We start from the raw sequence: 25,669 nt of genomic DNA, 5'->3' as shown, positions 1-25,669 counted from the left end.
TCAGCCTTTTCAGGCAGATGCTCAGGCGACAGCCCCGACGGCAAGCGGTTGCGCCTCGGACTTCTTGATCACGGCGTAGATCACCCCGGTGAGCAGGCTGCCGGCCAGGATCGCCAGCAAATACAACAGCGCATGGTTGATGGCGTTGGGAATCAGCAGCACGAACAGCCCGCCGTGGGGCGCCAACAGCTTCGCGCCGAAGGCCATGGACAACGCGCCGGTCAGGGCACCGCCGGCGATGCTCGCCGGGATCACCCGCAGCGGGTCCTTAGCAGCGAACGGAATTGCACCTTCGGAAATGAAGCAGCAACCCAGCACCAGCGCCGCCTTGCCGGCTTCCCGTTCGGTCTGGGCGAACTTGCGTCGGGCGATAAGCGTCGCAATGCCCATGCCGATCGGCGGCACCATGCCCGCCGCCATGGTCGCGGCCATCGGCGCGTAGCTCTGCGACGCCAGCAGGCCCACCGAGAATGCATAGGCCGCCTTGTTCACCGGCCCGCCGAGGTCGACGCACATCATGGTGCCGAGCAGCAGCCCGAGCAGGATGGCGTTGGAGGTGCCCATGGTGTCGAGGAATCCGGTGAGTCCGGCGAGCATTTTCGCCACCGGCGTGCCAACCACGTAGATCATCACCAGGCCGGTGAACAGGCTGGCCAGCAGCGGGATGATCAGAATCGGCTTGAGCGATTCGACGCTGGCCGGCAAGGGAATCCAGCGATTGATGGCCTTGGCCGCGTAGCCCGCGACGAAGCCGGCGATGATCCCGCCAATGAAGCCCGCGCCGAGGGTGCCGGCCAGCAAACCGCCGATCATGCCCGGCGCCAGGCCTGGCCGGTCGGCAATCGAGTAAGCGATGTAGCCCGCCAGCAACGGCACCATCAGTTGGAAGGCTGTTTCCCCGCCGATTTTCATCAAGGCGGCAGCCAGGGTGCCCTCTTCCTTGAACGCCTCGATGCCGAACACGAACGACAGCGCGATCAGCAACCCGCCGGCGACCACCATTGGCAGCATGTAGGACACGCCAGTGAGCAGGTGCTTGTAGACGCCCGTTTTCTCACCCTTCTGCTCGGTGCCGGCGGCACTGACTGCGGCGGCGCTGCTGAGCATCGAGGCTTCTTCCAGCGCGCGATCAAGGGTCGCCTCAGGCTGTTTCAAGGCCACGCCAGTGCCGCAACGGAACACCCGCTTACCGGCGAAGCGGGCAACGTCCACCTCGATATCCGCGGCCAGCAGCACCACGTCAGCGTCTTCGATGGCCTGGGGTTCGAGTACGTTGCGTGCGCCCACCGAGCCGCGGGTTTCCACCTGCAGATCGTAACCTTTGCGAATGGCGGCCTGCTGCAAGGCTTCGGCCGCCATGAAGGTATGTGCAACACCGGTCGGACAGGCCGTGATAGCTACCAGCTTGGGCTTGCCGCTGGTGTGAGCGGCATCGGCGTCATCAGCCTCGTGCAGCTCGGTCGCCGTATCGGCGGCACTGCGCAGGAAGCCTTCAGGATCGAGCAGAGCTTCGGACGGCGTCGATTGCACAACGCGCTTGCCGACGAAGCGTTGCAACGATAGCGGCCCCGTCTTAACCACGACCACCAGGTCCGCATTGACAATCTGCGAGGGTGTCAGCGGCGAGCCGATGGCCTTGGGATCGTGGACTTCCACAGCAGTCGACCAACCCAGACGATGAGCGGCCGCTTCAAGCAGGCGTGACGTCAGCACGCTGGTGACCATTCCGTTGGGGCAGGCCGTGACGATGAGAAGATTCATTCTTTCACCTCTTGTAATTATTGGCTCAGCGGCTGGAGCCGGACTGCGGCCTCCAGCTCTGCAAGTGCGTCCGTGTCGGTGATGCCGAAGCCGACCTGCCCAACCGCCTGAGCGGCGATGGCGGTGGCGTGAGCGAGCGTGCGTCCAGCCGGCCAGCCTCCCAGCAGGCCGTGAAGCATGCCGGCCAGCAACGAGTCCCCTGCACCAACGGTGCTGACTACCCGGACCCTGGGCGGATGGGCGTGCAGCCCTGCACCAGGGACGAACCAGCTCACGCCCTCGGCACCCTGGGAGACGACGACATGCTCAATGCCTTCAACCTGCAACCGCCAGGCCTCACGGGCCAGCGCCTCTGGCTCGACAAGCTCGATGCCGCGCGCCTCGGCCAGCTCTTCTTCGTTGGGCTTGATCAGCCAGGGCGCGGTTGCAAGCCCCTCACGCAGCGCCGGGCCACTGGTGTCCAGCGCCACGCGCACGCCAAGTCCCTTGAGCGCTTGTAGCAGCTCGACGAACCACTCGCTGTCGACGCCGCGCGGCAGGCTGCCGGCCACCACCACCAGCTCGTGCGCCGGGGCCAGCCGCTTGATGCGCTCCAGCAGTTCGCTACGGTGCGCATCATCGACCACCAGTCCAGGGCCGTTGATATCGGTGACCTGCCCGTCCGCTTCGGCCAGTTTGATGTTGCTGCGGGTTTCGCCGGCGACGCGGACGAACTCATCGGCGAAACCACGTGTGGCGAACAACTGCTCAAAGGCATGCGGATTGGCCTCTCCGAGGAACCCGGTGACGGTCAGCTGGTGGCCGAGGTCGGCCAACACCTGGGCCACGTTGAGACCTTTGCCCGCAGCATGAACCTGCAGGCTTTCGCCGCGGTTGACCTCACCCAGGCGCAGCGATGGCAGCTGCACGGTCAAATCAAGCGCGGGATTGAGCGTGACGGTCAGGACGCGGGCCATCAGCAATGCTCCCCGACGAAGGCGCGTACTTCATGCGCGCCCGGCAACATCAGCGCTTGCTTGGCCAACCGCTGACAGGCCGCGAAATCCAGCTCGCGCACCCGCGCCTTGACCAGCGCGATGCTGCGTGCCGATACGCTCAATTCGTCGACGCCCAGGCCCACCAGCATCGGCACCGCCAGCGCATCGGCGGCCAGCTCACCGCAAACACCGACCCACTTGCCGTGCGCATGCGCCGCCTCGACCGTCATGCCAATCAGCCGCAATACCGCCGGGTGCAGCCCATCGGCTTGACCAGACAGGCTCGGGTGGCCGCGGTCGATGGCCAGGGTGTACTGGGTGAGGTCATTGGTGCCGATGCTGAAGAAATCGACTTCCTGCGCCAGCACCGGCGCGATCAACGCGGCGGACGGGATCTCGATCATGATCCCGACCTGTAAATCGGCCACGGGCAGGTCAACACGCAGACGATCGACCATGGCCTTGGCGGTGCGCCACTCATCGATGTTACCGACCATGGGGAACATGATTCGCAGCGGGCGGCCATCGGCCGACGCGAGCAAGGCACGCAGCTGGGTTTCGAGAATGTCCGGGCGCTGCAGGCTCAGGCGAATCCCACGCACGCCGAGGAAAGGGTTTTCCTCGGCGGGCATCGGCCAGTACGGCAGCGGCTTGTCGCCGCCGACGTCCAGCGTGCGCACCACCAGCGGCCGCCCTTCGAGGGCTTCCAGCACGCGGCGGTATTCGGCTTCCTGGGTCGCCTGATCCGGCGCCTGGGAGTGGTTCATGAACACCAGCTCGGTACGCAGCAAGCCGATGCCTTCGGCGCCCATCGCCACCGCTTCGGGGGTTTCGCCGGCCGCGCCGATGTTGGCGGCGACTTCCACTGGATGGCCGTCGCGAGTCATTGCCGGCTCCATCCGCCGCTCATTGGCCAAGCGCTTGCGTTGCTCGCGCGTGTCGCGTTCGCTTCTTGCCTGTTCCAACTGCGCCGCAGTCGGCGAAACCAGTAGTTCGCCGCGCTCGCCATCGAGCAGCAACAGGGTGTTTGGCGCCAACCCGAGCACACCCGGCCCGGCACCAACGATGGCCGGAATACCCAATGCGCGGGCGATGATGGCGCTGTGTGAGGTGGCGCCACCGCCCGCGGTCAGGATGCCCGCCACGCGCTGGGCATTGAGCGTGGCGACGTCCGAAGGAGCCACCTCGTCCATCACCAGGATGTAGGGCTCGTCCGGTGCCTGCTCGGCTTCGATGCCGGTCAAACAGGCCAACACGCGGCGACCCACGTCACGCAGGTCGGCGGCACGCTCGGCCAGTAGCTTGTCGTGCAGGGATTCCTGCTGCTGCGCCGCGCTCTCGATTTCCTCCATCCAGGCCGCTTCGGCGCTCAAGCCTTTTTGCAGGCGAACCTGCACTTCCTCGCGCAGCGCCGGATCACGGAGCATGGCCTGATGGGTGGTGAAGATGTCGCGAATGCTTTCGACCTGGCTTTCCCTGATCAGCACGCCGATTTCGCTATGCACACGATCCAGCGCCGCATCCAGACGTTGCAATTCAATCGCCGGCGACTTGCCCCGCTTGGGGTAATCGATCACCTGCGGCTTGCGCACCAGTACCGGGCCGATGGCGATGCCGGGCGACGCCGCAATCCCGTTCACCTGATCACCAGCGCGCAATGCGGCCTGCTCGATGGCCGACTCATCTGGCTGCGCTGCGATGATCGGTTGCTCCGCGCGCTCACCCTGGGCCGGCAAGGGCTCGACTTTTTCGCCGAGCCCCTCTGCCACGGCACGCACCAGCGCTGGCAGCGCATCGCCGGCAATTGAAGGCTCGGCGATAAATTCGAGCACCTGACCGCGATGCGCGCCCATCGCCAGCAATTTGCTCAGGCTCTTGGCCGACACCCCCGCGCTTTCACTACCGGCCAGGCGCACGCGAATCTCGCCATCGAAGGCTTGCGCGACCTCGGTCAACGCCTTCGCCGGGCGCGCATGCAAACCATGGGCGTTGGCCAGCGGCACCTGGGCGCTCGGCCAGTCTGCCGGCACCTCACCGCCCAAGGCTTCGAGTACCACTCGACTGCATGTCGCCTGGCTCAGCTCCTGCCCGCGCCCTTCGATCAACAGATTGCACAAGCGCTCGAGCATGGCTTGATGCGCCTCGCCCAGGCTGGCCAGCACGAACAGCCCGTTTAGCGGCTGGCCCAGATGTTCAAGGTTCGAGGCCGGCGTGACGAACGCCAGCCCCGGACTCTGCACCGACTGCTCGCTGCTCAGCCACCACAGGCCATCGCCCAGTGGCAACGCCTGGCTCAGCGGCAGGCCGGCATTGAAGCCAGGCTCCACGCATTGCGCGCGTTTGAGCAGCTTGACGCCCTGCCAGGCCAGCTCGTCGAAGTCGTCGGCGGCGACGCCCAGCCCCACCAGCTCGCCGTCCAGCGCCAGCGCCTGCGGCGCGCCTTGCAGCAGGTCAATGATCGCTTCGGCGGACTCCGCCTTCTGCAGCGCCTCGCTCAGATCGCCCTCGCCCAGCGCTCGGGTCAGCAACTGCAGCAGGCGCAGATGCTCATCCGAACGCGCGGCAATGCCGATCGCAAGATAGACCTGCTGGCCGTTGCCCCAATCCACTCCATTAGGGAAGTGCAGCAGCCGGACGCCAGTGGTGAACACCTGATCGCGGGTCTCCGGCGTCCCGTGGGGAATGGCAATACCTTGTCCCAGAAAGGTCGAACCCTGCGCTTCCCGCGCGCGCAACCCGTCGAGGTAACCGGGCGCCACCAGCCCGTCGGCAACCAGCACCTCGCCCAGCAGGGCCAGGGCCGCGGGCTTGTCCGCCGCGGCCTGATGCATGTGGATGTGCTGGGCATTCAACTCAAGCATGGAGAACTCCTTGCGGGCTCGCGATTGTTTATGTCGGCTGAGGCGCCGACACGGCCCGAATCCTGGGCTGGCGCTTATGACCGAATAGCTGCTGAAACGTTTCACCAAAGGCTGGCACATTACGCAATATTGGGTAATTCTAGAAGCCCGAGTTCATACCACCCGTCTCAGGACCCTCTGTTGAAACTGACCGACATCGCCCGCCTCGCCAACGTTTCAGTGACCACCGCCAGCTACGTCCTCAACGGCAAGGCCGCGCAGCGACGGATCAGCCAGGCGACGGTCGAGCGAGTCATGTCTGTGGCCGAACAGCAAGGCTTTCAGCTCGATCAACAAGCCGCTGGTCTGCGCCGCGGACAGTCGCGCACGCTCGGTTTCATCGTCCCGGACCTGGAAAACCCCAGCTACGCACGCCTGGCCAAACTGCTCGAGCAACGTGCCCGCCAGCGCGGTTACCAGCTGCTGATCGCAGGCTCCGATGACGAGCCGGACACCGAGCGCCAAGTCATTCAGGTGCTGCGCTCGCGCCGCTGCGATGCACTGATCGTCGCCAGTTGCCTGCCGCCGGACGACGGGAGCTACCTCAAGATCCAGGCGGGCGGGACGCCGGTGATCGCCCTCGACCGCGCGCTGAATGCCGAGCACTTCTGCTCGGTAATCAGCGATGACCGTGAGGCGGCGGCGCAGCTGACCCGCTCGCTGAACATCCCAGCCGATGCGCACATTGCTCTGATCAGCGCACGGCCGGGCCTGCATATCAGCCAGCAGCGTGAGGAAGGCTTTCGCCAAGCGCTTGCTCAGCATCAGGGAAGGATCAGCCTGTTACAGGCCGATCAGTTCAGCCGCACCGGCGGTCGCGAGCAAATGCTCGCCCTGCTCGACCACGGGCCGATGCCCGATGCACTGATTACCACCGCTTACGTGTTGCTCGAGGGCGTCTTCGATGCGCTGCGCGAGCGCGACCTGCTGTGGCCCGAAGCACTGCGCCTGGCCACCTTTGGTGATGCGCAGCTGTTGGATTTCCTGCCGATCCGGGTCAACGCGATTTCCCAGCAGCACGAGCAAATCGCCGAACGGGTGCTGGAGCAGGCGATCCGGGCCATCGAGCAGCGCGATTACCGTCCCGGTGTGCTGGCCATCGAACGCGAACTCAAGGTACGACGGCTCTGAACGCCCTGCCCCTTGCGGGCACTGGCGCACTGACGGAAGCTTATGGCCTGTTTGGCCTGTTTGGCTTGATCGGTTTCGGCATCCATGGCGCCGATTCGGTGTTGCCGCTCCTTGCCTCGAACCATGAGCATCCGAACTGAGTGCATTCACCCGCCGCACAGACCATTGCCTTAGCGAGCCCGCCTTTCCCTGATGAACATCGACCAGATTACCCAACGCCTGCACGCGATCCGCGATCGTAACGACTGGCAGCGCTTTCATAGTCCAAAGAACCTTGCCATGGCCGCCAGCGTGGAGATGGCCGAACTGGTGGAAATCTTTCAATGGCTCGGCGAAGACGAATCGCGCCAATTATCGGCCGATACGCTCGCGCATGCCGGCCAGGAGGTCGGCGACATCCTCATGTATCTATTGCTGATGTGCAGCGAACTGGGCATCGACATGGAACAGGCGCTGCTGGACAAGCTGGCCGACAACGAGCGGCGGTTCGCCCGATGAGCGATCGGCATTTCGACGAGCTGGCGACGCGGTTCGCCGAGAAGATCTACGGCGGCGCCAAGGGTGCGATCCGTCTCGCCGTGCTGCAGGCCGACCTCGCGGAGATACTGCCGCAGCGCCCGCTTCGGGTATTGGACGTCGGCGCAGGCCTTGGCCACATGAGCCTCTGGTTGGCGCAGCAAGGCCATGCTGTGACGTTAGCCGAACCCGCCGAACCGATGCTCGAAGGCGCTCGCGAGCGGTTCGCAGCGGCGGGCCAGGTCGCCACCTTTATTCAGGCGCCCTGGCAGGACATCGAAAACCACGTCGCGGGCCGTTTCGATCTGGTCATCTGCCACGCGGTACTGGAATGGCTAGCCGAGCCCCAGGCGATCCTGCCGGTGCTGCATCGTCTGGTGGTCGCCGATGGCTGGCTGTCACTGGCCTTCTACAACCGCGACGCGCTGATCTACCGCAACCTGCTAAAGGGCCATTTCAAGAAGCTGCGCAACCAGGCATACGCCGGTGAACGGCAGAGCCTGACGCCGCAGCAACCACTGGACCCCAGAGAGCTGGCCGCGCAACTCGCGCCGCATTGGCAGGTCGAACGTACCAGTGGCGTGCGTGTGTTTCATGACTACATGCCCGCCGATTTCCAGGCCCGCACCGAGCCTGCCGACTTGATCGAGATGGAATTGGCCTACCGCCGCCATCCCGCGTTTGCCGGCCTCGGGCGCTACCTGCACTGGTTATGCCGGCCGAGCTGAGCGCCGGCCGGAGGTATTGATGCTGACACGCGCAGGGCTGTCCCTGCTCTGTCTGAGCCTTGCGGCCTGCCAGAGCAGCAATCCCTATACCAGCGAATCCAACCCAATCCCGCCGGCGCCACCGGTCGAGCAGGTGCAGTCGCCAACCTACCCGGCCGCACCGCGGGACTTTTCCAGCTATCAGAACTGGAGCTGGCGCAACCCGCCGGCTGGAACGGCTTCGCTCGCCGCCGAGGAGCTGCAGGACATGGTGTCCGGCGCCCTCGATCAACGCGGCCTGCGCCCGGCGCCCGAAGGCGCCAGGGGTGATGTGCAGATCAGTGCCAGCGCCAGCATGGAGACGCGGGTGCGGCAGGTCTACGATGACTATGGCACCCGCGTCGGCGCCGGTCGCTATGGCGGATACGGTCCCGGTTACGGCTCGGGCGTCGGTATCGGGGCCAGCGCGCCGCTGGTGCGCAACTACGAAGAGGAGGTCATCACGGTGCGCATCGAGATGATCGATAGCGCGTCCGGCCAGACCGTGTGGAGCAACCGCGCCGAAGCCCTTAGCGGCAGCAGCCAGGCCGAACGCAAAGACGCAGCACGCGATGCAGTGAACCGCGCGCTCGCCGACTATCCGCCGCGCTGATCGCGCGGCCCTGCGAGGAGAACCGCCATGTTCCGCTCACTACTGATGCTTCCCTTGCTGGTGTTGCTGACCGCCTGCCAGACCACGCAGGTGCAGCGGGATTTCGATCCGCAGCGGGACTTTTCTGCCTATCGCAGCTGGAACTGGAAAGAGCCGGCGCTGCAGTACCGCCCGGATGACCCGCGCATCAAGAGCGACCTCACCGAGCAGCGCATTCGCAGCGCGATCAGCGAGCAACTGGATCAGCGTGGCCTGCGCCAAGCCCAGCCCGGCGCTCAGCCGGACGTGCTGATTCAGGCCTGGTTCATCATCGATGAGCGCAGCCAGCAGTACACCACCACCTCAATGAGCGCTTGGGGCAGTCCTTGGCATGGTTTCTGGGGCGGGCCAACCTTCGCCGATACACGGACCATCCATTACCAGGTCGGAACCCTGCAGATCGACTTCTATGACGCCGATGATGGCAAGCTGGTTTGGCGTGGCAGTGCCGAACAGGTGCTGCGCAACAATCCCGGCGGCCCTCAGGACCGAGCCGGGATGTTCCGCGAAACGGTCACCGAGGTACTTTCGCAATACCCGCCGCACTAAACTGGCCGCCAGTTGATCCCGCCCGCCGTCCTGGCGGGCTTTCTTTTGTCCCGTATCGGAGTAATTCGCATGCCCGTCGTAGCGTGGTGGCTTCTCGTTCTGCCCTTGATTGCCGGGGCATTCTTGCCGCTACAGGCCGGCATCAATGGGCAAGTGGCCAAGCACTTCGGCAGTGTCATGAGCGCGGCGATGCTGTCCTTCGCGGTGGGCACCATGGCACTGCTCTGTATCGTGCTGTTCCAGCGGGAAGTACCGGGACTGCAGGCGCTGCGTGGCCTGAACTGGTGGCACTGGTGCGCCGGTCTGCTGGGTATGTTCTTCATCGCCACGGCGGCCTTTGCCGGTCCGCGTATCGGCGCACTGCTGTTCATGGCGCTGGTCTTGGCCGGGCAGCTGGGCATGGCGCTGCTGCTCGATCACTTCGGCTGGGCGGGGTTCCGACAGTCCTCGGTGAGCCTCGGCAAGATTGCCGGGCTGCTGCTGATCGTCGGCGGCGTGTGGATGATCCGTCGCGGCTGAGGCGACGGACCGAGAGCGGCTACTTGCGCTCGAAGGCGTAGAACAGGTTGGGTTCGCTGACCAGATAGAGACTGCCCTGCGCATCGAAGGTCATGCCCTCGGCCTGCGGCACGCTGCTTTTCAGTCCTGCGAAACCGCTCCATAGCGAACGAAAGCTGACCATCTCACCCTGGCTGTCGAGCTCCAGCATCATCTTCGCTTCGTCGCTGAGCAGCACCAGATGGCCGGTGCGCTCGTCGAAATGCACCGAAGCCAGATCGCTGGCCATGTCCTTGTCTTCTATCCAGGCCTCACGGTCGATAACGTTCAGGTTCAGCTGGCCGTGCAGGCTGGCCTTGATGCCCTGGATTTCGTAGAGCTTGCGCGGCGTATGCTCTTTGACCACAAATAGCCGGTCACCGGCGCGATCGTAGCCAAGCCCCTCGAAGCCGGCATTATCTCCTTCCCCCAGCCCCAGCGAGACCGACGCATAGTCGTCACGCTGCAGCTCACCGGGCTCCGCCGGCACAGGCATGATCACGATCGATTGGCTTCGCTCCTCGACGACCGCAAGCAGGTTGTCGCCCAGGTAGGTAATACCTTCGACATCTTCGAATCCCTTCAACGGGTAGCGCGCGAGGAATTGGCCATCCTGGTCCAGCGCAATCAGTTCCTCGGGGTTGTTCACCACCGCCCAGAGATGGTTGCGCTGCTCATCAAAGGTCAATCCCGAAAGGTTGTTCGCAACCGATGCCACCGGCAAAGCCTCGACACGCACCTGGTACTCGGGCAACCACAGGCTGCGCGATTCCCAACTGTTCTCGTGCCAGGCCGATTTCAGCGAGTAGAAAACTCTTTCATCAAGATGAAGGGCGGCGGCTGCATAGAACGCACCGGCGACCAACATACCCAGCGCCCAGAGTCGGGGGCGCGTACCTGACAACCACTGAGATTGCAGTTCGGTAACAATCGACATCGTCTTTTCTCTCAGAACAATGGCACACAGCCTGATCGGGACGGATTGCAATTGCATGACGGCGCAAATCCCGACGCCGACAGCCGTGTACAGACCCACCCGCCGCAGGCGGGTTCAATCGGCCATGGGAACTGCCAAGCGGATTGGTAGCCCAATGCCCCAGGAAACGGCTGCGCTTTCAGCCTCGGATCGTATAGCAGGAGAGCAACATGCGGGTGGAAAGCTTTTTCGAATGGTTGGGCCAGGCGCTCGGCACGGTGATTCGGTACATCGTCGATGCGTTGAGCGGCTTCTTCGGATTATTTGCCGACGCCGGTGCCAACTTTCTCGAGGGCCTGTCGCGGACCCTAGGCATGGACCGCTCGCTGATTAGCCTGATCGCCTTGGCGATCGGCCTGATGCTGCTGGTTGGCGCGTTCCGCGCGTTCTTCCGACGCTCGTTCATCGCCGGGGTGATCTATCTGTTTCTGGGGCTCTGGTTGTTGAGCTGGCTGATTCACTAGGCGCTGGAAGCTGGAAATAAAAGCCTAACGCTGGGCAAGCAGTAGGCGTTCGAACTCTTTCCGGCACCGACGCGAAGTATCCACAGTCCTGCTCTGCACCGTCGCGGCGCCACCTCACCCCCGGACCTCTCGCTGGTCGCTTGCGTTACGGCGTATCATGCCGGGCTGCTCTGGAGCCCTCATGTCTCGCTTGATGACCGCCTGGCAGCACGCGCCCACCCATAAACGGGTCTGGGCGCTCGCTGCGCCAATGATCCTGTCGAATCTGTCCGTGCCGCTGGTGGCCCTGGTCGACAGCGCGGTGATCGGTCATCTGCCGCACGCCCATCAACTGGCCTCGGTCGCAGTGGGCGGCAGCCTCTACACCCTGTTGGTCTGGGTCATGGGCTTTCTACGCATGGGCACCACCGGTTTCGCAGCGCAAGCGGCCGGACGCGAAGATGGCGGTGCGCTGCGCCAGGTACTGCTACAAGGATTGCTGCTGGCACTCGGCTTCGCCCTGTTGCTGAGCATCGTCGCGTTACCGCTCAAGGACTACGCATTGCAGCTGATGCAACCCTCGGCGGAACTCGACGCGCTCACCCAAAGCTATTTCCATACGCGCCTGTTCGGCCTACCCGCCGCCCTGGCGAATCTAGCCCTCATCGGCTGGTTTCTCGGCACCCAGAACGCTCGCGCGCCTTTGGCAATCCTGCTGACCACCAACCTGATCAACGTTGGGCTGGACCTCTGGTTCGTCATCGGCCTGGATTGGGGCGTGGCCGGTGCCGCACGCGCCTCGGTGATTGCCGAATGGAGCGGCGTGCTCGTCGGCCTGACGCTGACCCGCGGTGCCCTGTTGCGCTATCCGGGCCGGCTGGATCGCCATGCGATGCGCCGTTGGGCCAGCTGGAAACCGTTGATATCGGTCAATCGGGATATTTTCCTGCGCTCGCTGGCGCTGCAGTTGGTGTTTTTCCTGGTCACGGTGCAGGGCACGCGACTGGGCGATGCCACAGTCGCCGCTAACGCGCTGCTGCTCAATGGCCTGATGCTCACCGCCCACGCACTGGATGGGCTGGCTCACGCGGTGGAAGCCTTGAGCGGTCATGCCATCGGTGCGCAGAACCGCACCGAGCTGCGCCGGATCCTGACAGTCGCCGGAGGCTGGTCACTGCTCGCCAGCCTAGCCTTCGGCCTGTTCTTCCTGCTCGGCGGCGAGCTGTTCATCAGCCTTCAAACCGACATCCCCGCAGTACGCGAAACCGCTATCGCCTACCTGCCTTATCTGGCGGCGCTGCCGCTGGTGGCCGTCTGGAGCTATTTGCTCGATGGCCTGTTCATCGGCGCCACCCGCGCGCGGGAAATGCGAAATGCGATGCTGCTGGCCGTGCTGATTTCGCTACCATTGGGCTGGCTGCTGCGCGCAATGGGCAATCATGGATTGTGGTTGGCCTTTCTCGCCTTCATGCTGCTGCGGGGCATCTGTCTCGGCAGCATCGCCCGCAGGCTGCAGCACCAGCAGCAATGGTTCCGTTCGACCCATGCCGCAGCCGTAGCAACCCCACCTAAAGGACACTGAAATGGCCTACGCCGTCGCCGCCTACCTACATTTTGTGGCGATCTTCCTGCTCTTCGCCTTGTTGGCACTGGAGCACCAGCTGTTCAGCCAGCCGCTGGATTTCAAGCGAGCGCGCAGTCTGTTCCGCACCGATATCGCATTCGGCATCGTCGCCGGCCTGGTGCTCGTCACCGGCCTCGCCCGCGCCATGCGCTATGGCAAGGGCATGGACTACTACCTCAATAACAGTTTCTTTCACGCCAAGATCACGCTGTTCGTGGTCGTCGCCTTATTGTCCATCTACCCGACTGTGACCTTTCTCAAATGGCGTCCGGCCCTGAAAGCAGGCCAGGTCCCGACCATCAGCCCGGCCAGTGCGCGCTGGGTTCGGCTGATCATCCGCGTCGAACTGCTAGCCCTGCTGCTGATTCCTCTGTTTGCCACGCTGATGGCGCGGGGGTTCGGGGTGATTCCGCTGTAGAGCACGGCGTCGCAAACGGCCCGTCCGACAGAATGCTGCCGCAGCTGCAACAAAAGCGGCGACCTGAAAAACACCCATCGGCTGTCCGATGCATGGCCCGAACCAGCCATCTGGCTGAGTGGCTTCGCCCCAGCATGGTGCCGGGGCGCCCATCCGCATCCATTATCGCCAGATGTCGTTGTTGATCTTCGCCTTCAGCTCCGGGTAATCCGCCGCCTTGAAGGTCGGCACGTCGCCCGCCTTGATCTGCGCCATGTAGTCCTTGGTGAGCTTCACCACCGTGCCCGAGAGCAGCACGATGGCGATCAGGTTGATTGTCGCCATCAGGCCCATGGAGGCATCGGCGGCGTTGAACACGGTGGTCACCGCCTCATAAGCGCCCCAGATAACCATCCCCAACGCGGCCAGACGCAGCAGGGTCAACCCGAGCTTGTTGCCGGCACCGAGGAAGATCAGCGCGTTCTCCGCATAGGAATAGTTGGCAACGATCGAGGTGAAGGCGAAGAACAGGATCGCAATGGCGATGAAGTAGGTTCCGGCCACGCCGATATGGCTCTCCATCGCCTGCTGGGTGAGTTGCGTGCCGGTCACGCCCGAGCCCGGCTCGAGCACACCCGCCAGCAGAATCATCACCGCCGTAGCGGTGCAGATCACGATGGTATCGATGAATACACCCATCGCCTGCACCAGGCCCTGCGACGACGGATGATGCGGCGCGGGGGTTGCGGTCGCCGCCACGTTGGGCGCCGATCCCATGCCCGCCTCGTTGGAGAACAGCCCGCGCTTGATTCCGTTTAGCATCGCCGCGGTCACCGAGCCGGCCACACCGCCGGCAGCCTCTTCAAGACCAAAGGCGCTGCGGATAATGGTCATCAGCACACCAGGCACCTCGGTAATGTTGATCGCTAGCACGATCAGCGCCATGAGCACGTAAATACCTGCCATCAACGGCACCACCAGTTCAGCGAATCGTGCGATCGAGCGCAGCCCGCCAAAGATCACCATCCCCGCGAGAATCGCGACAGCGATACCCACCCACAGCTTGGGAATGCCGAACGCCCCTTCCATCGCATCGGCAATCGAGTTGGCCTGCACGGCGTTGAACACCAACCCGAAGGAGATGATCAGCGCAACGGAAAACACCCCTCCGGCCCACGGCGCTTTCAGACCCGTGGCGATGTAGAACGCCGGGCCGCCACGATACTGGCCCTCACCGTCACGGACTTTGTAGAGCTGAGCGAGCGAGCTCTCGGCGTAGGCCGTCGCCATCCCCACCAACGCCACCATCCACATCCAGAAGATCGCCCCAGCGCCACCGAGATACAGGGCAACCGCGACACCCGCCAGGTTCCCGGTGCCCACTCGCGAAGCAAGGCTGGTACACAACGCCTGAAACGGGGAAATCCCGGATGCATCGCTCTGCCGCGCTCCCCTAATGGCGCGCACCATTTCGCCAAAATGCACGAACTGCAGGAATCCCAGGCGGACCGTGAAGAACACCCCGACCGCGAGCAGACCGTAAATAAGGACATAGCCCCAGAAGATCGTGTTGAGGAAGTCGATGATCGCGGTCATGGGAAACGCCTTGTGATTAGGGATGGGTGTGTAGGGCTACCTCAAGCAACCAGGCCTGGAAAGTACCCGCAGAGCGCCGCATCGATCGGAACCGTCATGCGGATGAGACCGCTTGCGCACAGCGGGATCAGACGCAAGGTCAGAAACGTCTTCGCTGTGAGGGTTCCATCGACCACGACAGGTCGGTGGTGAACCGCCGGTCGCGGTGGCTCGATCCGGCCGCTATATCGCAACCCGCCCTCATCGGCGGCAGCTGACTATGGCCGCACGGGCGCGACTGGCGTTAAGGTCGTCACACATCCACCCAGGGAAGAGTCATGGCCAGCAAACCCAGCAATACCCGTCAACAGATTCATCTCGCCGTACTCATCGACGCCGACAACGCGCCCGCCGCCATCGTTGAAGGGTTGTTCGAGGAAATCGCCAAGTACGGCGTCGCCAGCGTCAAGCGCATCTACGGCGACTGGACCAAACCCAACCTGGGCAGCTGGAAAAAGGTACTGCTCGATTACTCCATCCAGCCGATCCAGCAGTTCGCCTATACCTCGGGCAAGAATGCCACCGACAGTTCGCTGATCATTGATGCAATGGATCTGCTCTATACCCGGCGTTTCGATGGCTTCTGCCTGGTTTCCAGCGACAGCGACTTCACCCGCCTGGCCGCGCGTCTGCGCGAGGAAGGCCTGACCGTCTACGGTTTCGGCGAACAGAAGACGCCCTCGCCCTTCGTCTCCGCCTGCGACAAGTTCATCTACACCGAAATCCTCCGTGCCGATGCACCCAAAACGTCACAGGAGCCGCCGATCAATGGAGAAAAGCCGTCGGTACAGATCACGACTGACGATACCAAGGAAGACACCAAGGCCACCGACAAGAGCGTTCAGGTCAAATCACAGAAGGTCCCGGTGGACTTCATCGCCAAGGTGCTCGCCGACATAGCCGATGACGAGGATGACTGGGTCCAGCTCGGCGAGCTTGGTTCCAATATCAGCAAACTCCGCCCCGCCTTCGACCCCCGGCTCTACGGGTTCAAGAAACTCAGCGACCTGATCAAATCCCAGCCAAAGCGCTTCGAACTCGAAGCTCGCGGCACGACATCCACCGGCGGCAAGTCGTTTTATGCCCGCAACCTAAAGCTTTCAAGGTAGGCCGTAACGGGCTCCAAGCATCTTGCAACCAAATCGGGAACATGGAACCGAACCCTCGCCCTCCGAGCCCTTCTAAGCAGACACGACTCAAGGAGGCACCCATGACCAAGCCACTTCTCATCGCCTGCGGCATCGCCCTCTGCGTGCCGATGGCCTTCGCCCAGACGCCAAAACCCGAGGTCGTCACGCACTTGAACGGGCTCGATGTCGAAGTCAGTGCCATGGGCGTGCCGACTTCGAGCGCCGAGGCCGGTGTCGAGCTAGTGGGAATCCGGGCAATTCGGGTGATGAACAAGAGCGAAGAGACCGTGACCTGTGAATTTCATGTACCGGACGAAGCGCGAGCGGATACCTCCGCGCCGCCGGTCTTCACCGTCACCTCAAACAGCCAGCGAGTCGAACGGGTGCCAGGCGACTATTCGCCCGATAAGCCTTTTGCAGAGCTGACCTGCCGTGCCGCCAGCCAGAGCATCGGTACGTCGTCTACGGTGCCGTCCAGCGAGCCCGGTGCCGAAGCTGCTCCAACTGCCGAACCGGTAGCGCCGGGTACGCCTGGCGCCGAAGATGACGGCGCGATTCGATCTCGCGGAGAATCCAGCCGCGAACGTTGAGCGCAGGCCTCCGGTCGGACAGCAGCATCCGCAAAGCGGACCAGCACCGCCCTTGGCGAAATGAAAGGATTCGTCCGCGCGCTCGACCGATCCCGCCTGATAACAACACGGCACCCTCTTTAATCATGCGCCCTTCTCTGGCGCATCTGAGGATTCCAAGCCTGCTTCAACGCTCTGGGCGGCGGCCTTGGCAGCCAATCGGAGTGAACTATAGGCCAGCTGTACGATCCCCTTTTAAGCACACTCAGAGCGAGCCTGGCGGCAAAGCATCCGCGCCGAGCATCCGGCCAGGGTCGCCCAGCGATGAGGATCCGCCGTGACCGTTATCACCCAAAGCACTCACCACACGACACACAGCATCTCCCGCCACGTGCCAAACCCGCTGCATGCCGCGCTGCTGGCCGGGACCATCCCCTTGTTTCTTGGCGGCCTGCTGAGTGATATCGCCTACTTTCGCACTTACCAGATTCAGTGGAGCAACTTCTCCTCATGGTTGATCGCCGGCGGCCTGGTTTTCTGCGGCCTGGCGCTACTGTTTGCGCTAGCCAACCTGATCCGAGCCAACCAGAAGAAAGGGAGGCCGCTGGTTTACCTTCTTCTGCTGCTGGCGACCTGGGTACTGGGCTTCATCAATGCTCTCGAGCACGCCAAGGACGCATGGGCGACCATGCCCTTGGGCCTGATTCTGTCGGTAATCGTGACGCTGCTGGCCTGCGCGGCCACCTGGATCGGCTTAACCAACCTTCGCGCAGGAGGTGAATCATGAAACCGACGAGCGCACTTTCCGTTCTGACGATTTCGCTGCTGCTCAGCGCGTGCGGTGGCGCCGACGACAACACCCAGTCGCTCGGTGCCGAGCCCAAGCTTCCCGACCCCCAGCGCGGCCTGTTGCCCAGCATGACGATTGCTGATCCGGCGCAGTGGGGCGATCAGACGCCTACCGTGCCGGAGAATTTCACCGTCACGGCGATCGCGACTGATCTGAAGATCCCGCGACAGACGCTCGTCCTGCCTAATGGCGACATCCTCGTAGCGGAAGGCCGAGGAGGCAGCGCCGGGAAGCTCAAGCCGAAGGATGTGATCGCCGGTTACATCAAAGCCCAGGGCAACACCTCGGTCAAAAGTGGGAATCGCCTGACACTGCTGCGAGATGCCGACGGCGACGGCAGCTACGAGCTACAAACCGTGTTCGCCGACAACCTCAACGCGCCGTACGGGCTGGCGCTGTTCGAGGGCAATCTATACGTGGCCAACCAGGATGCGCTGGTGCGCTTCGATTATCAGGAGGGCCAGACCGAGGCCAGCGGCCCACCGACCAAGGTCACCGATCTGCCGTCGGAAATAAACCACCACTGGACCAAGGCGATGACCATCAGCCCCGACGGGCGCTTTCTGTATGTCGGCATCGGTTCGAACAGCAATATCACCGAGCGCGGAATGGAGGCCGAAGCCGACCGGGCGATGGTCTGGCAAATCGACGCCGAGACAGGCGCCCACAAGCCCTACGCAACCGGCCTGAGAAATCCTACGGCACTGGCGATTCAGCCCGGGTCCGGTCAGTTGTGGGCGGTGGTAAATGAACGGGACGAGCTAGGCCCGGATCTGGTGCCGGACTACCTGACGTCGGTCCAGGAAGACGGCTTCTACGGCTGGCCTTACAGCTATTGGGGCCAGAACGTTGACGACCGCGTGCGCCCTCAGAACCCGGACAAGGTCGCGGCCGCGATCAAGCCTGACTACGCCCTGGGCTCACACGTCGCCGCGCTCGGCCTGGACTTTTCCTCGGACGTCATGGGCAGCGAGTATGCCGAAGGCGTGTTCATTGGCGAACATGGCAGCTGGAACCGCGAAAACCCGGTTGGCTACAAGGTCGTTTTCGTGCCATTCAGCGATGGGCGCCCTTCAGGCGAGCCGGTGGATTTCGTCACGGGCTTTCGCTCATCCGACGGTAAGACCCGCGGCCGCCCCGTCGGGGTAACCGTCGACCCAAGTGGTGCACTGATCGTCGCGGACGACCTGGCAAATACCGTGTGGAGGGTGATCCGCACTCAGTGACCGGTTAGCCAGCCGCCCGAGTAAAGCCAACGACCGATATGGTCGTTGGCTTTAATTGCGCAGTAATACCCGTTGCGAGGACAGCTTTAATCCGCGTAACGGTTTTCGTTGCACTCGCCTAGGCTTTCAGCTCGCGACGGATGCGTGCCCTCGGACTTGAGAGCGCTTGCTGCGGGACGCTCGTCTTCTGAGCGGCATATTTCTTTGTTTGCGCGATTACATTCGATCCAGAGGGCTCAATACCGCCAAGCCGCCACGATTGAGTACATGCGTATAAATCATCGTCGTCTTCACGTCAGCGTGCCCCAGCAATTCCTGCACGGTGCGGATGTCTTGCCCGCTTTCCAACAAATGAGTAGCGAAGCTGTGCCTCAAAGTATGCGGAGTTGCGAGCTTGGCTATTCCAGATGTTTTTACCGCGCGCTTGAACGCGCGTTGCACTCGCTTCTCGTCAAGATGATGCCGGCGCACCGCGCCGCTGCGCGGGTCACCGAAAGACTAGATGCGGGAAATACGTATTGCCACGCCCACTCCCAAGGCGCCTTGGGATATTTGCGCGCCAAGGCATCGGGCAGGTAGACGTCTCCTCTGCCCTCGGACAATTCCAGATCATGGATAGCTCGGGTACGGGCGATGTGCTGCTTGAGCGACCCGACCAGACTCGCAGGCATCACTGTGACGCGGTCCTTCTGGCCCTTACCGTCGCGAATGATGATTCGTTACGAGCAAAATCAACATCCTTAACGCGAAGGCGAACCCCCTCCATCAGGCGCATTCCTCCACCGTATAGAAGCCGCGCCACAAGCCCGACCTGGCCATCCAGCAGCCCAAGTATCTGCTGCACCTCGTCTATCGAAAGCACCACCGGTAAGCGGGCCGGCTTCTTGGCGCGCACAATTTCCCCCAACCATGGCAGGTCATGCTTGAGAACTTGCTTGTACAGAAAAAGCAACGCAGCCAGCGCCTGGTTCTGCGTCGAGGCCGAGACATCACGGCGAACAGCAAGATCGGATAGAAAAGCTTCTACCTCTGGCGCACCCATCTCTACCGGATGTTGATACTGGTGAAAGCGGATGTAGCGCTTAACCCACTCGCAATAGACACGCTCAGTTCTGATCGAGTAGTGTTTGAGCCTGATCTGCTCGCGCACCTGATCCAGTAATCTCGGTTTTCCATCCATGGTGTATAACTCCCTTATACATTCATCGTCCCTCGGAAGCGCCCAGCCTAGACAAGGAGAGTCTCGATGACAAGGGACGTTATACACCAAGCCTGTTCGGCGTCTTACACCACTTGGTGTCTAATTATAGTTAGCCTATGACAGAAGAAGCCCAACTCAGCCTCATAATCGGTCTCACACTCAGCCTCCCAATAGGCGTGATTGCTGGCCTTTATTCTGGCCTTATAGTTACAAGATATTCGAGGTTTTCTGAACTTCGAAACGAAGCACTTCGTATAATCCGCACAATCAACTATACACAGGAAGAAAAAAAGATAGTCGTAAGTGAGAAAAATGATCTCCCTAAACTCACACTAATTTCCAGCGATCTATTCTTCCTTAAGCATCGCAGAGCTGCAGATAGCATCGTCACACTATCAGCGGCAGTTTTAGAAACAAACCAAGAAGCAGAATATGGACGAATCTCTATCGATGTATACAGTCAGCGATACCTTCACTGGCAAAACATGGTCAGAAACCTGCAACCTAGCAAAAGAAAAATATTTGCAATTACATGGAATCTTTGAGCCCGGCTAACAAATGATTCAAACCGTTCGCTTCGCTCACTGGGACGGGCTAAGCCCGCCCCTTAACCAAACGTTAGGCGTCATTCTTTTTAAGGCTCGTGCACACATGGAAGTTTGTATTGCCGCCGCTCATTCCGCTTTAAGTACTCAACCGTCGCAATGCCAACCAGCGCGTCGTCTGTGCTTGCCTAGGCTCCGAGCCCGGCAACCAGAAGCATGCAGCGGTGTGAATCAGTCATCACGTACCGGCTTGAACCCTCGAAGCCATTCGGCCACTGTGCGGCATCAGCCAGCGAGGCCCAGCTTGCTCCGCTGCCTAACAAGCGGTTCAAGCCGCTCACTCCGTTCGCTGGGACGGGCTAACGCCCGCCCCTTAACCAAACGTTAGGTAGCAAAAGGAAAAATTGGAGACATGGACGCCCTCACTTTCATTTCCAAAGCAATCGAGTCAGCGGCATGGCCTGCGGCCGTAGTTCTTCTTGCACTCATGCTTAAAAAGCCTATTGCAGAACTAATCCCATTTCTTAGAAAGCTAAAATATAAAGAGCTAGAATTAGAGTTTTCCAGAGAGGTAGCAGAGCTAAAGGCCGACGCAACCATCACAACACCTACAAAAGAGCACCAAACAACCACAGAAGCCGCGTCAGAGAATCGGCTACTTCAACTAGTAAACTTCTCAACGCGCGCAGCGGTAATGGAAGCTTGGTTAGAGGTTGAGTCCGCAGCAACGGCGGTTGCAAGTTCGTTCTGGAGCGCACCACCAAACGAAGCCGTCAGGAACTACCCAAAGCTTGGCGAATACTTGCTCCAATGCAAGGTTATTAATCATAAGCAACTAGAAACATTCAAAAAGTTAAAGCAACTTCGCAATAAAGCTGCGCATGCAGAGGATTTGAACCTTAGCGAGAATGATGCAAGAGCTTATGTCGAGTTGGCTTCAGCGCTAACCGCTCATATAAGAGCGGCGTAGTTGCCACCTAACAACTGGTTCAAACCGTTCGCTTCGCTCACTGGGACGGGCTAAAGCCCGCCCCTTAACCAAACGTTAGGCGAAATCATGAGATTAAAGTATTGAGCAAGCAAACTATAATTCCAGAAAAAATAAACAAACCAATACAGCTACTTGGCGCTTGGCTTGCAGGCCTTTTTTCAGTCGAATCTTGTTTTCTCTTCGCCGCATCACAGATGCCCACAGGATCTTTTGAGTCCTTGGCACTAGTTGGTGCTGCAATTGTAAATGTCCCTATATTTCTTATAGCAGTGTTCCTCTTGCAAACCAGGTTTCGCCCAGAGCTACAGGAAGACTCGTATTATTCAACGTATCTATCCCAGAAAACAAATGAACCAATCTCCGTCAGAAAAGAAGACGCCCGGCTTACTGAGCTTTCCCAGAAAATTGCTAGCCTAGAAGTAGCAGTCACTGAAAGACAAGCGCCGGGATCTAGTGGTGAACTTTTGAACGGAGTACTCTTCGGAGTCAACGAATTCTTACCCGGCCGTGACGAAGTCAAATCTGTTTTAAGAGGTAAAGACATTCTAGGAGTGTCGTCATTTGGTAATCCTGATCTTCCACCACCAAAATTCGCGGTTGCCATTTCCGAGTATTTACCAAAGCAAGTCAGCAATTACATAATAGAAATCGCCAAAGAAGCTGGCGCTACGCACTACGCCTTTTTTGATAACCATGAAGAAGAAACAGCCGAAGAGGTCTTGTTTGGCGCTTATCACGCAGACAGCTTTGAAATCGCCTAACAACTGGTTCAAACCGTTCGCTTTGCTCACTGGGACCGGCTAAAGCCGGCCCCTTAACCAAACGTTAGGAGCATTGCCTGTGGACGGAGAGGACTTCAAGGAAGTATGTGCCTATTACGGAGCAGCAATGTACTTTGCTCAATGCTTAGAGCACGGTATTGCTAACGCCATGATTTTCTTAGACCTAATTCCTCGCACTAAAGGAAAATGGACTGGCGAAGAATACGAGAATTACTACGCATCCAATTTTGATAAAACTCTTGGGAATTTAATAAAAGCACTTAAGTCAGTTTCCACTTTACCAGCAGACCTTGAAGAAAAACTCACCGGATCAAGAAACAAACGAGCATATCTAGCTCATCATTTCTTCAGAGAGGCCATGGACATGCTGGCGGCGGGAAAATATGAGGAAGTCATTGAGAGCCTAGAGAACTACCGGAGCTTCTTCGAGGAAACAGACCAAAGTCTTGATAAATTCGTAATGCCCGTAATGATCAAAAGCGGATTCACCGAAGAGCGCATGCAGCAAGCCCTTAAAGAATACAATGAGCTCCTGAAAAATGGCTCCTAACTACTGGTTCAAGTCGTTCGCTTCGCTCTCTCGGGACCGGCTAAAGCCGGCCCCTTAACCAAACGTTAGGGAAATATAGGAATCATCGTGCTCAGCCTTACTCAAATACTTCCCGCCTCTGTAATTGCAACAGTTTTGCTGTTTGCAACAAAAGAGATTCTCGAATGGAAAAGAAAGAAGAAATCAAAAAAATCCAGGAAAGAAGCCTATGCCCGCGTTATAGGGAAGGAAATAAAAGAAAATTACGCATCAATAGATTCATTTTTTAAAATCATTGAATTTCTAGAAGAGCACCGAGGCCACCCCAACCTAGAGCTTCAATTCATATGCTTAAAACACGGCTATGAATCATGTGTAATCGCAACAGATAAATCACGCCTTGAAATGCCAATTCCAATATTCAAATCGGAATGGTATGCGAAATTTCTCATGGAGCTATCTGAGCAAGAGCCTGAGATTGCCGAGAAAATAGAGAAGGCATACGACTCACTGAGTTTTCTATCCGAAAAGAGAAATATGCTTGCCTCTCTTATGGCAGGCGAACTCAATTCATTCTTAAGAATGTGCGCCGGCTCACTTATTGACTTTCTACCACACGAAAGAGAAAGAATTGAAAATGAGCTAAAAGACGCCTACAAAGCACTTACTGGCAACGAGCGGATATTCCCCTAACAATGCGCTCAACTGCCGCTCACTTCGTTCGCTGGACAGCCAAAAGCTACGCTTTTGTCTGCCCGTTAGCTTAATCGTTAGGCGTAACAATGAAACCACACCTCCGCATCGTAAGGCATCCGTATGAAGAGCCTTACCATTTAAATCTGGTAGTGAGCGCGTCAAACGGCAACTTGTCTGCCGGGTTTGAATACTATGAAAATGCGAGAGCCATTCATGAATGGGCAAGCGTGTTAGAGAAGTTCCCGCGCCATAGTAGCGATGTTTTTCTTCACGAAATCGGCTCAGAAATTCCAGAAGATCGCACCGCTTACTACTTTCGACTACGCGTTTTCAACACAAACTCAGCCGGAGGCTGTGCAATCCAGCTTCGCTTCAATAATAATCAGAGCCTGCCGGATCGAGAGATATTTGATTTTTGTATTCGTGCTGAACCATCACAGATAAATAGGCTTGGCAAATTACTCCGAACATTTGCTGAGCTGAGGCATGAGGTTCTAGAGTGGAACGTTACAGAAGGTGAACTCCATGAGTTCTCCTGAAAAGCCTAACAATCGGCTCAAATCGCTCGCTTCGCTCACTGGGACGGGCTAAAGCCCGCCCCTTAACCAAACGTTAGGCGTCATTCCTTTTTAGGCTCGTGCATACATGGAAGTTTGTCCCGCCGCCGCCTGTACCTCTTTTAATATGCGTTCGTTGCGTTTCTATCTAGCGCGTCGTCTGTGCTCGCCCTGGCTCCGGGTCTGGCGACCAGAGGCATGCAGCGGTGTGATTCAGTCGTCACGTGCTTGCTTGAACCATCGAAGGCATTCGGCCACTGTGCGGCATCAGGCAATGAGGCCCGCTTTGCTCCGCTGCCTAACAAGCGGTTCAAGCCGCTCACTCCGTTCGCTGGGACGGGCTAAAGCCCGCCCCTTAACCAAACGTTAGGCCTTAAAGGAAAACTCATGCGCAATAAAAGTAAAAGTCGGCCAGACAACAGCAATGTAGATTGGAGAAATCTGACAAAGGATCGAGAGAGCTTCCGAAAATTCAAATTCTTCAAAGCTCGCTTTGAGTTAAGCAAGCTTACCAACTGCATTCTCATGCGCCACCGTGCGATCTTGTTCGGCTTGCTCGGGCTTTTTCTCATCTATGCGGCGTTTCGTCCGTCCTTTCAACGGGTCGCCTTCATGGCGGGATTCGTGAGTGCTGCATCCTTTCTAGCCCTCGCTCATTCAATCGGCGGCTATAACTCAGGGGTTGCTCGGGTGGTGTCGGCGGATTGGGTGGCACTCGTCTGCCTTGCGGTGGGTGCTGGTGCTGCTATGGTGCGGCCCGCGCAAGCGCGTGATTAATGCAGAAGCGGCGAAGCCCGACACCGAGGCTGAGCCGTTATGCTGATGCATAGCGCAATTTCATCGCACCCGAGGGTGTAGGTTTCTTGGTGGGCTTCAGCCCACCAATTCCAACGTTGGGTACCATGACCGACGTCACGTCCACTGTGAAGATTAAAGAACAGGTGTCACAGGCATGCGCTGTCATAGAACGTCACCTGGCATCAACGCTCCGGGCCATACACCTGTTCGGCTCTGCGCATGATGGTGGACTGAAGCCGCATAGCGACATTGATCTGCTGGTTACCGTCAATGCTCCGCCCGACGAGGCTATCCGGCGGGCACTCTCGCTTGAGCTCACAGCGAAGCGCAACGGCCGCTGGAGATGACCGTTGTTTCGCTCAGTGAAGCGATGCCCTGGCGCTACCCGGCCCTGTGCGCCCTTCAGTTCGGGGAGTGGCTGCGACAGGACCTTCTGGCGGGTGTCTTCGAGCCGCCCGCTCTGGATATTGATCTTGCGATCCTATTGACGAAGGCGAGACAGCAAAGCCTTGCGTTGGCTGGCCCGGCGGCGGACAGGCTTTTCGAACCTGTACCCAAGGAAGACTTCTACTCCGCGCTCGCCGATACCCTCAGGCAGTGGAACGCCCCTGCGGATTGGGCGGGTGATGAACGAAATGTCGTGCTCGCATTGGCTCGGATCTGGTACAGCGCCTCGACCGGCCGGATCGCGCCTAAGGATGCTGCGGCTGCCTGGCTGCTGGATCGCCTACCCCCTAGCATCAGCCGGTACTGCATGAGGCTCGGCACGCCTACCTCAGTGGCCTGCCGGATAATCTGGCTACTCGTGCAGAGAAGACGACGGCGTTTATACGCTTCGCCGGAACCACGATCTCCGCTTTGTCGGCCATTTCCGAAACAGATCATTGCATCTGAGCGCAACGAGCCCCCGTCATCGTCCTGTAAGAAACCCAGCCTAGCGTGTTTTGGCTA

26 protein-coding genes and 2 pseudogenes are annotated in these 25,669 nt (G+C 59.9%); 21 read left to right on the top strand and 7 right to left on the bottom strand.

From position 1 onward, the window contains the following. Positions 1-21: 21 nt before the first annotated feature. The 3 genes from H3028_RS16220 to ptsP are packed head-to-tail and all read right to left on the bottom strand — an operon-like array spanning position 22 to position 5,599. Positions 22-1,761 (bottom strand): PTS fructose-like transporter subunit IIB, encoded by a 1,740-nt coding sequence (locus H3028_RS16220; protein WP_181298273.1) that lies wholly within the window; start codon positions 1,759-1,761, stop codon positions 22-24. A 17-nt stretch (positions 1,762-1,778) separates the two neighbouring features. After that, positions 1,779-2,717, bottom strand: a complete 939-nt coding sequence (gene pfkB / locus H3028_RS16215; protein ID WP_181298272.1) for a 1-phosphofructokinase — start codon at positions 2,715-2,717, stop codon at positions 1,779-1,781. Beyond that, positions 2,717-5,599 (bottom strand): phosphoenolpyruvate--protein phosphotransferase, encoded by a 2,883-nt coding sequence (ptsP, locus tag H3028_RS16210; RefSeq protein WP_181298271.1) that lies wholly within the window; start codon positions 5,597-5,599, stop codon positions 2,717-2,719. The genes pfkB and ptsP overlap by 1 nt, the downstream gene beginning before the upstream one ends. 180 nt (positions 5,600-5,779) lie before the next feature. Between ptsP and cra the strand changes: the two genes are divergently transcribed. The 6 genes from cra (at position 5,780) to H3028_RS16180 (ending at position 9,751) form a co-directional block, all read left to right on the top strand. Next, on the top strand, positions 5,780-6,769 hold the full coding sequence (gene cra, locus H3028_RS16205) for a catabolite repressor/activator (protein ID WP_181298270.1): 990 nt from the start codon (positions 5,780-5,782) through the stop codon (positions 6,767-6,769). A gap of 192 nt (positions 6,770-6,961) precedes the next feature. After that, positions 6,962-7,267, top strand: coding sequence for a nucleotide pyrophosphohydrolase (locus tag H3028_RS16200; protein ID WP_181298269.1), 306 nt, complete (start codon positions 6,962-6,964; stop codon positions 7,265-7,267). Continuing rightward, complete coding sequence (locus H3028_RS16195) at positions 7,264-8,013, top strand: methyltransferase domain-containing protein (protein WP_181298268.1); 750 nt, start codon at positions 7,264-7,266, stop codon at positions 8,011-8,013. Before H3028_RS16200 ends, H3028_RS16195 begins: the two co-directional genes overlap by 4 nt. A gap of 19 nt (positions 8,014-8,032) precedes the next feature. Further along, positions 8,033-8,644: a DUF4136 domain-containing protein gene (locus tag H3028_RS16190; protein ID WP_181298267.1), complete on the top strand. Its 612-nt coding sequence runs from the start codon at positions 8,033-8,035 to the stop codon at positions 8,642-8,644. 27 nt (positions 8,645-8,671) lie between these two features. After that, positions 8,672-9,232 (top strand): DUF4136 domain-containing protein, encoded by a 561-nt coding sequence (locus H3028_RS16185; RefSeq protein ID WP_181298266.1) that lies wholly within the window; start codon positions 8,672-8,674, stop codon positions 9,230-9,232. Between the two features lie 69 nt (positions 9,233-9,301). Next, a complete protein-coding gene (locus tag H3028_RS16180) occupies positions 9,302-9,751 on the top strand; it encodes a DMT family transporter (RefSeq protein WP_181298265.1) in 450 nt (149 codons plus the stop codon). A gap of 19 nt (positions 9,752-9,770) precedes the next feature. On the opposite strand, the gene H3028_RS16175 is transcribed toward H3028_RS16180, so the two are convergent. After that, positions 9,771-10,706, bottom strand: a complete 936-nt coding sequence (locus tag H3028_RS16175) for an SdiA-regulated domain-containing protein (RefSeq protein WP_181298264.1) — start codon at positions 10,704-10,706, stop codon at positions 9,771-9,773. Between the two features lie 209 nt (positions 10,707-10,915). Here H3028_RS16175 and H3028_RS16170 point away from each other — a divergent pair, with 209 nt between their 5' ends. From H3028_RS16170 to H3028_RS16160, 3 genes are all read left to right on the top strand, one after another. Continuing rightward, positions 10,916-11,209 (top strand): hypothetical protein, encoded by a 294-nt coding sequence (locus H3028_RS16170; protein ID WP_181298263.1) that lies wholly within the window; start codon positions 10,916-10,918, stop codon positions 11,207-11,209. A 181-nt stretch (positions 11,210-11,390) separates the two neighbouring features. Further along, positions 11,391-12,770 carry an MATE family efflux transporter gene (locus H3028_RS16165; protein WP_181298262.1) on the top strand — a complete coding sequence of 460 codons (1,380 nt, stop codon included), beginning with the start codon at positions 11,391-11,393 and terminating at the stop codon, positions 12,768-12,770. A 1-nt stretch (position 12,771) separates the two neighbouring features. Further along, entirely contained in the window at positions 12,772-13,230 is a 459-nt protein-coding gene (locus tag H3028_RS16160; protein WP_181298261.1) for a DUF2214 family protein, read from the top strand. Between the two features lie 162 nt (positions 13,231-13,392). Here the strand turns inward: H3028_RS16160 and H3028_RS16155 are convergent, their stop codons facing one another. Next, positions 13,393-14,805 (bottom strand): sodium:alanine symporter family protein, encoded by a 1,413-nt coding sequence (locus H3028_RS16155; RefSeq protein WP_181298260.1) that lies wholly within the window; start codon positions 14,803-14,805, stop codon positions 13,393-13,395. A 317-nt stretch (positions 14,806-15,122) separates the two neighbouring features. On the opposite strand from H3028_RS16155, the gene H3028_RS16150 reads away from it, so the two are divergent. The 4 genes and pseudogenes from H3028_RS16150 to H3028_RS16135 all read left to right on the top strand — a co-directional run bounded on the left by H3028_RS16150 (position 15,123) and on the right by H3028_RS16135 (position 18,619). After that, complete coding sequence (locus H3028_RS16150) at positions 15,123-15,953, top strand: NYN domain-containing protein (RefSeq protein ID WP_181298259.1); 831 nt, start codon at positions 15,123-15,125, stop codon at positions 15,951-15,953. Positions 15,954-16,054: 101 nt separating this feature from the next. Beyond that, positions 16,055-16,423: pseudogene (locus H3028_RS16145) on the top strand (hypothetical protein); the annotation flags it as partial. Between the two features lie 457 nt (positions 16,424-16,880). Then, the gene (locus H3028_RS16140) at positions 16,881-17,330 is read left to right on the top strand and encodes a DUF2231 domain-containing protein (RefSeq protein WP_375154423.1); all 450 of its coding nucleotides are present in this window, start codon (positions 16,881-16,883) and stop codon (positions 17,328-17,330) included. After that, on the top strand, positions 17,327-18,619 hold the full coding sequence (locus H3028_RS16135) for a sorbosone dehydrogenase family protein (RefSeq protein WP_181298257.1): 1,293 nt from the start codon (positions 17,327-17,329) through the stop codon (positions 18,617-18,619). Before H3028_RS16140 ends, H3028_RS16135 begins: the two co-directional genes overlap by 4 nt. A gap of 216 nt (positions 18,620-18,835) precedes the next feature. Here H3028_RS16135 and H3028_RS21645 read toward each other — a convergent pair whose 3' ends face one another. Together H3028_RS21645 and H3028_RS21640 are read right to left on the bottom strand one after the other, a co-directional pair. Then, positions 18,836-19,090, bottom strand: a complete 255-nt coding sequence (locus H3028_RS21645; protein WP_375154422.1) for a tyrosine-type recombinase/integrase — start codon at positions 19,088-19,090, stop codon at positions 18,836-18,838. Positions 19,091-19,289: 199 nt separating this feature from the next. After that, positions 19,290-19,799: a phage integrase N-terminal SAM-like domain-containing protein gene (locus H3028_RS21640; protein ID WP_219920213.1), complete on the bottom strand. Its 510-nt coding sequence runs from the start codon at positions 19,797-19,799 to the stop codon at positions 19,290-19,292. A 137-nt stretch (positions 19,800-19,936) separates the two neighbouring features. On the opposite strand from H3028_RS21640, the gene H3028_RS16125 reads away from it, so the two are divergent. From H3028_RS16125 to H3028_RS16090, 8 genes and pseudogenes are all read left to right on the top strand, one after another. Next, a complete protein-coding gene (locus H3028_RS16125; RefSeq protein ID WP_181298256.1) occupies positions 19,937-20,365 on the top strand; it encodes a hypothetical protein in 429 nt (142 codons plus the stop codon). Between the two features lie 412 nt (positions 20,366-20,777). Next, positions 20,778-21,335: a hypothetical protein gene (locus tag H3028_RS16120; RefSeq protein ID WP_181298255.1), complete on the top strand. Its 558-nt coding sequence runs from the start codon at positions 20,778-20,780 to the stop codon at positions 21,333-21,335. A gap of 101 nt (positions 21,336-21,436) precedes the next feature. Continuing rightward, a complete protein-coding gene (locus H3028_RS16115; protein WP_181298254.1) occupies positions 21,437-22,117 on the top strand; it encodes a hypothetical protein in 681 nt (226 codons plus the stop codon). Positions 22,118-22,196: 79 nt separating this feature from the next. Further along, on the top strand, positions 22,197-22,688 hold the full coding sequence (locus tag H3028_RS16110; RefSeq protein WP_181298253.1) for a hypothetical protein: 492 nt from the start codon (positions 22,197-22,199) through the stop codon (positions 22,686-22,688). Positions 22,689-22,775: 87 nt separating this feature from the next. Further along, positions 22,776-23,360 (top strand): hypothetical protein, encoded by a 585-nt coding sequence (locus H3028_RS16105; RefSeq protein WP_181298252.1) that lies wholly within the window; start codon positions 22,776-22,778, stop codon positions 23,358-23,360. Positions 23,361-23,449: 89 nt separating this feature from the next. Further along, a complete protein-coding gene (locus H3028_RS16100; RefSeq protein ID WP_084797691.1) occupies positions 23,450-23,902 on the top strand; it encodes a hypothetical protein in 453 nt (150 codons plus the stop codon). Between the two features lie 405 nt (positions 23,903-24,307). After that, positions 24,308-24,697 (top strand): hypothetical protein, encoded by a 390-nt coding sequence (locus tag H3028_RS16095; protein WP_181298251.1) that lies wholly within the window; start codon positions 24,308-24,310, stop codon positions 24,695-24,697. A gap of 125 nt (positions 24,698-24,822) precedes the next feature. Then, a pseudogene (locus H3028_RS16090) lies at positions 24,823-25,612 on the top strand (aminoglycoside adenylyltransferase family protein). Positions 25,613-25,669: the final 57 nt, after the last annotated feature.

Source organism: Pseudomonas sp. Q2-TVG4-2 (genome assembly GCF_013620795.1).
Classification (GTDB): domain Bacteria; phylum Pseudomonadota; class Gammaproteobacteria; order Pseudomonadales; family Pseudomonadaceae; genus Stutzerimonas.
The sequence above is the reverse complement of the archived record's forward strand: the minus strand, read 5'-3'. Positions and strand labels throughout refer to the sequence as shown.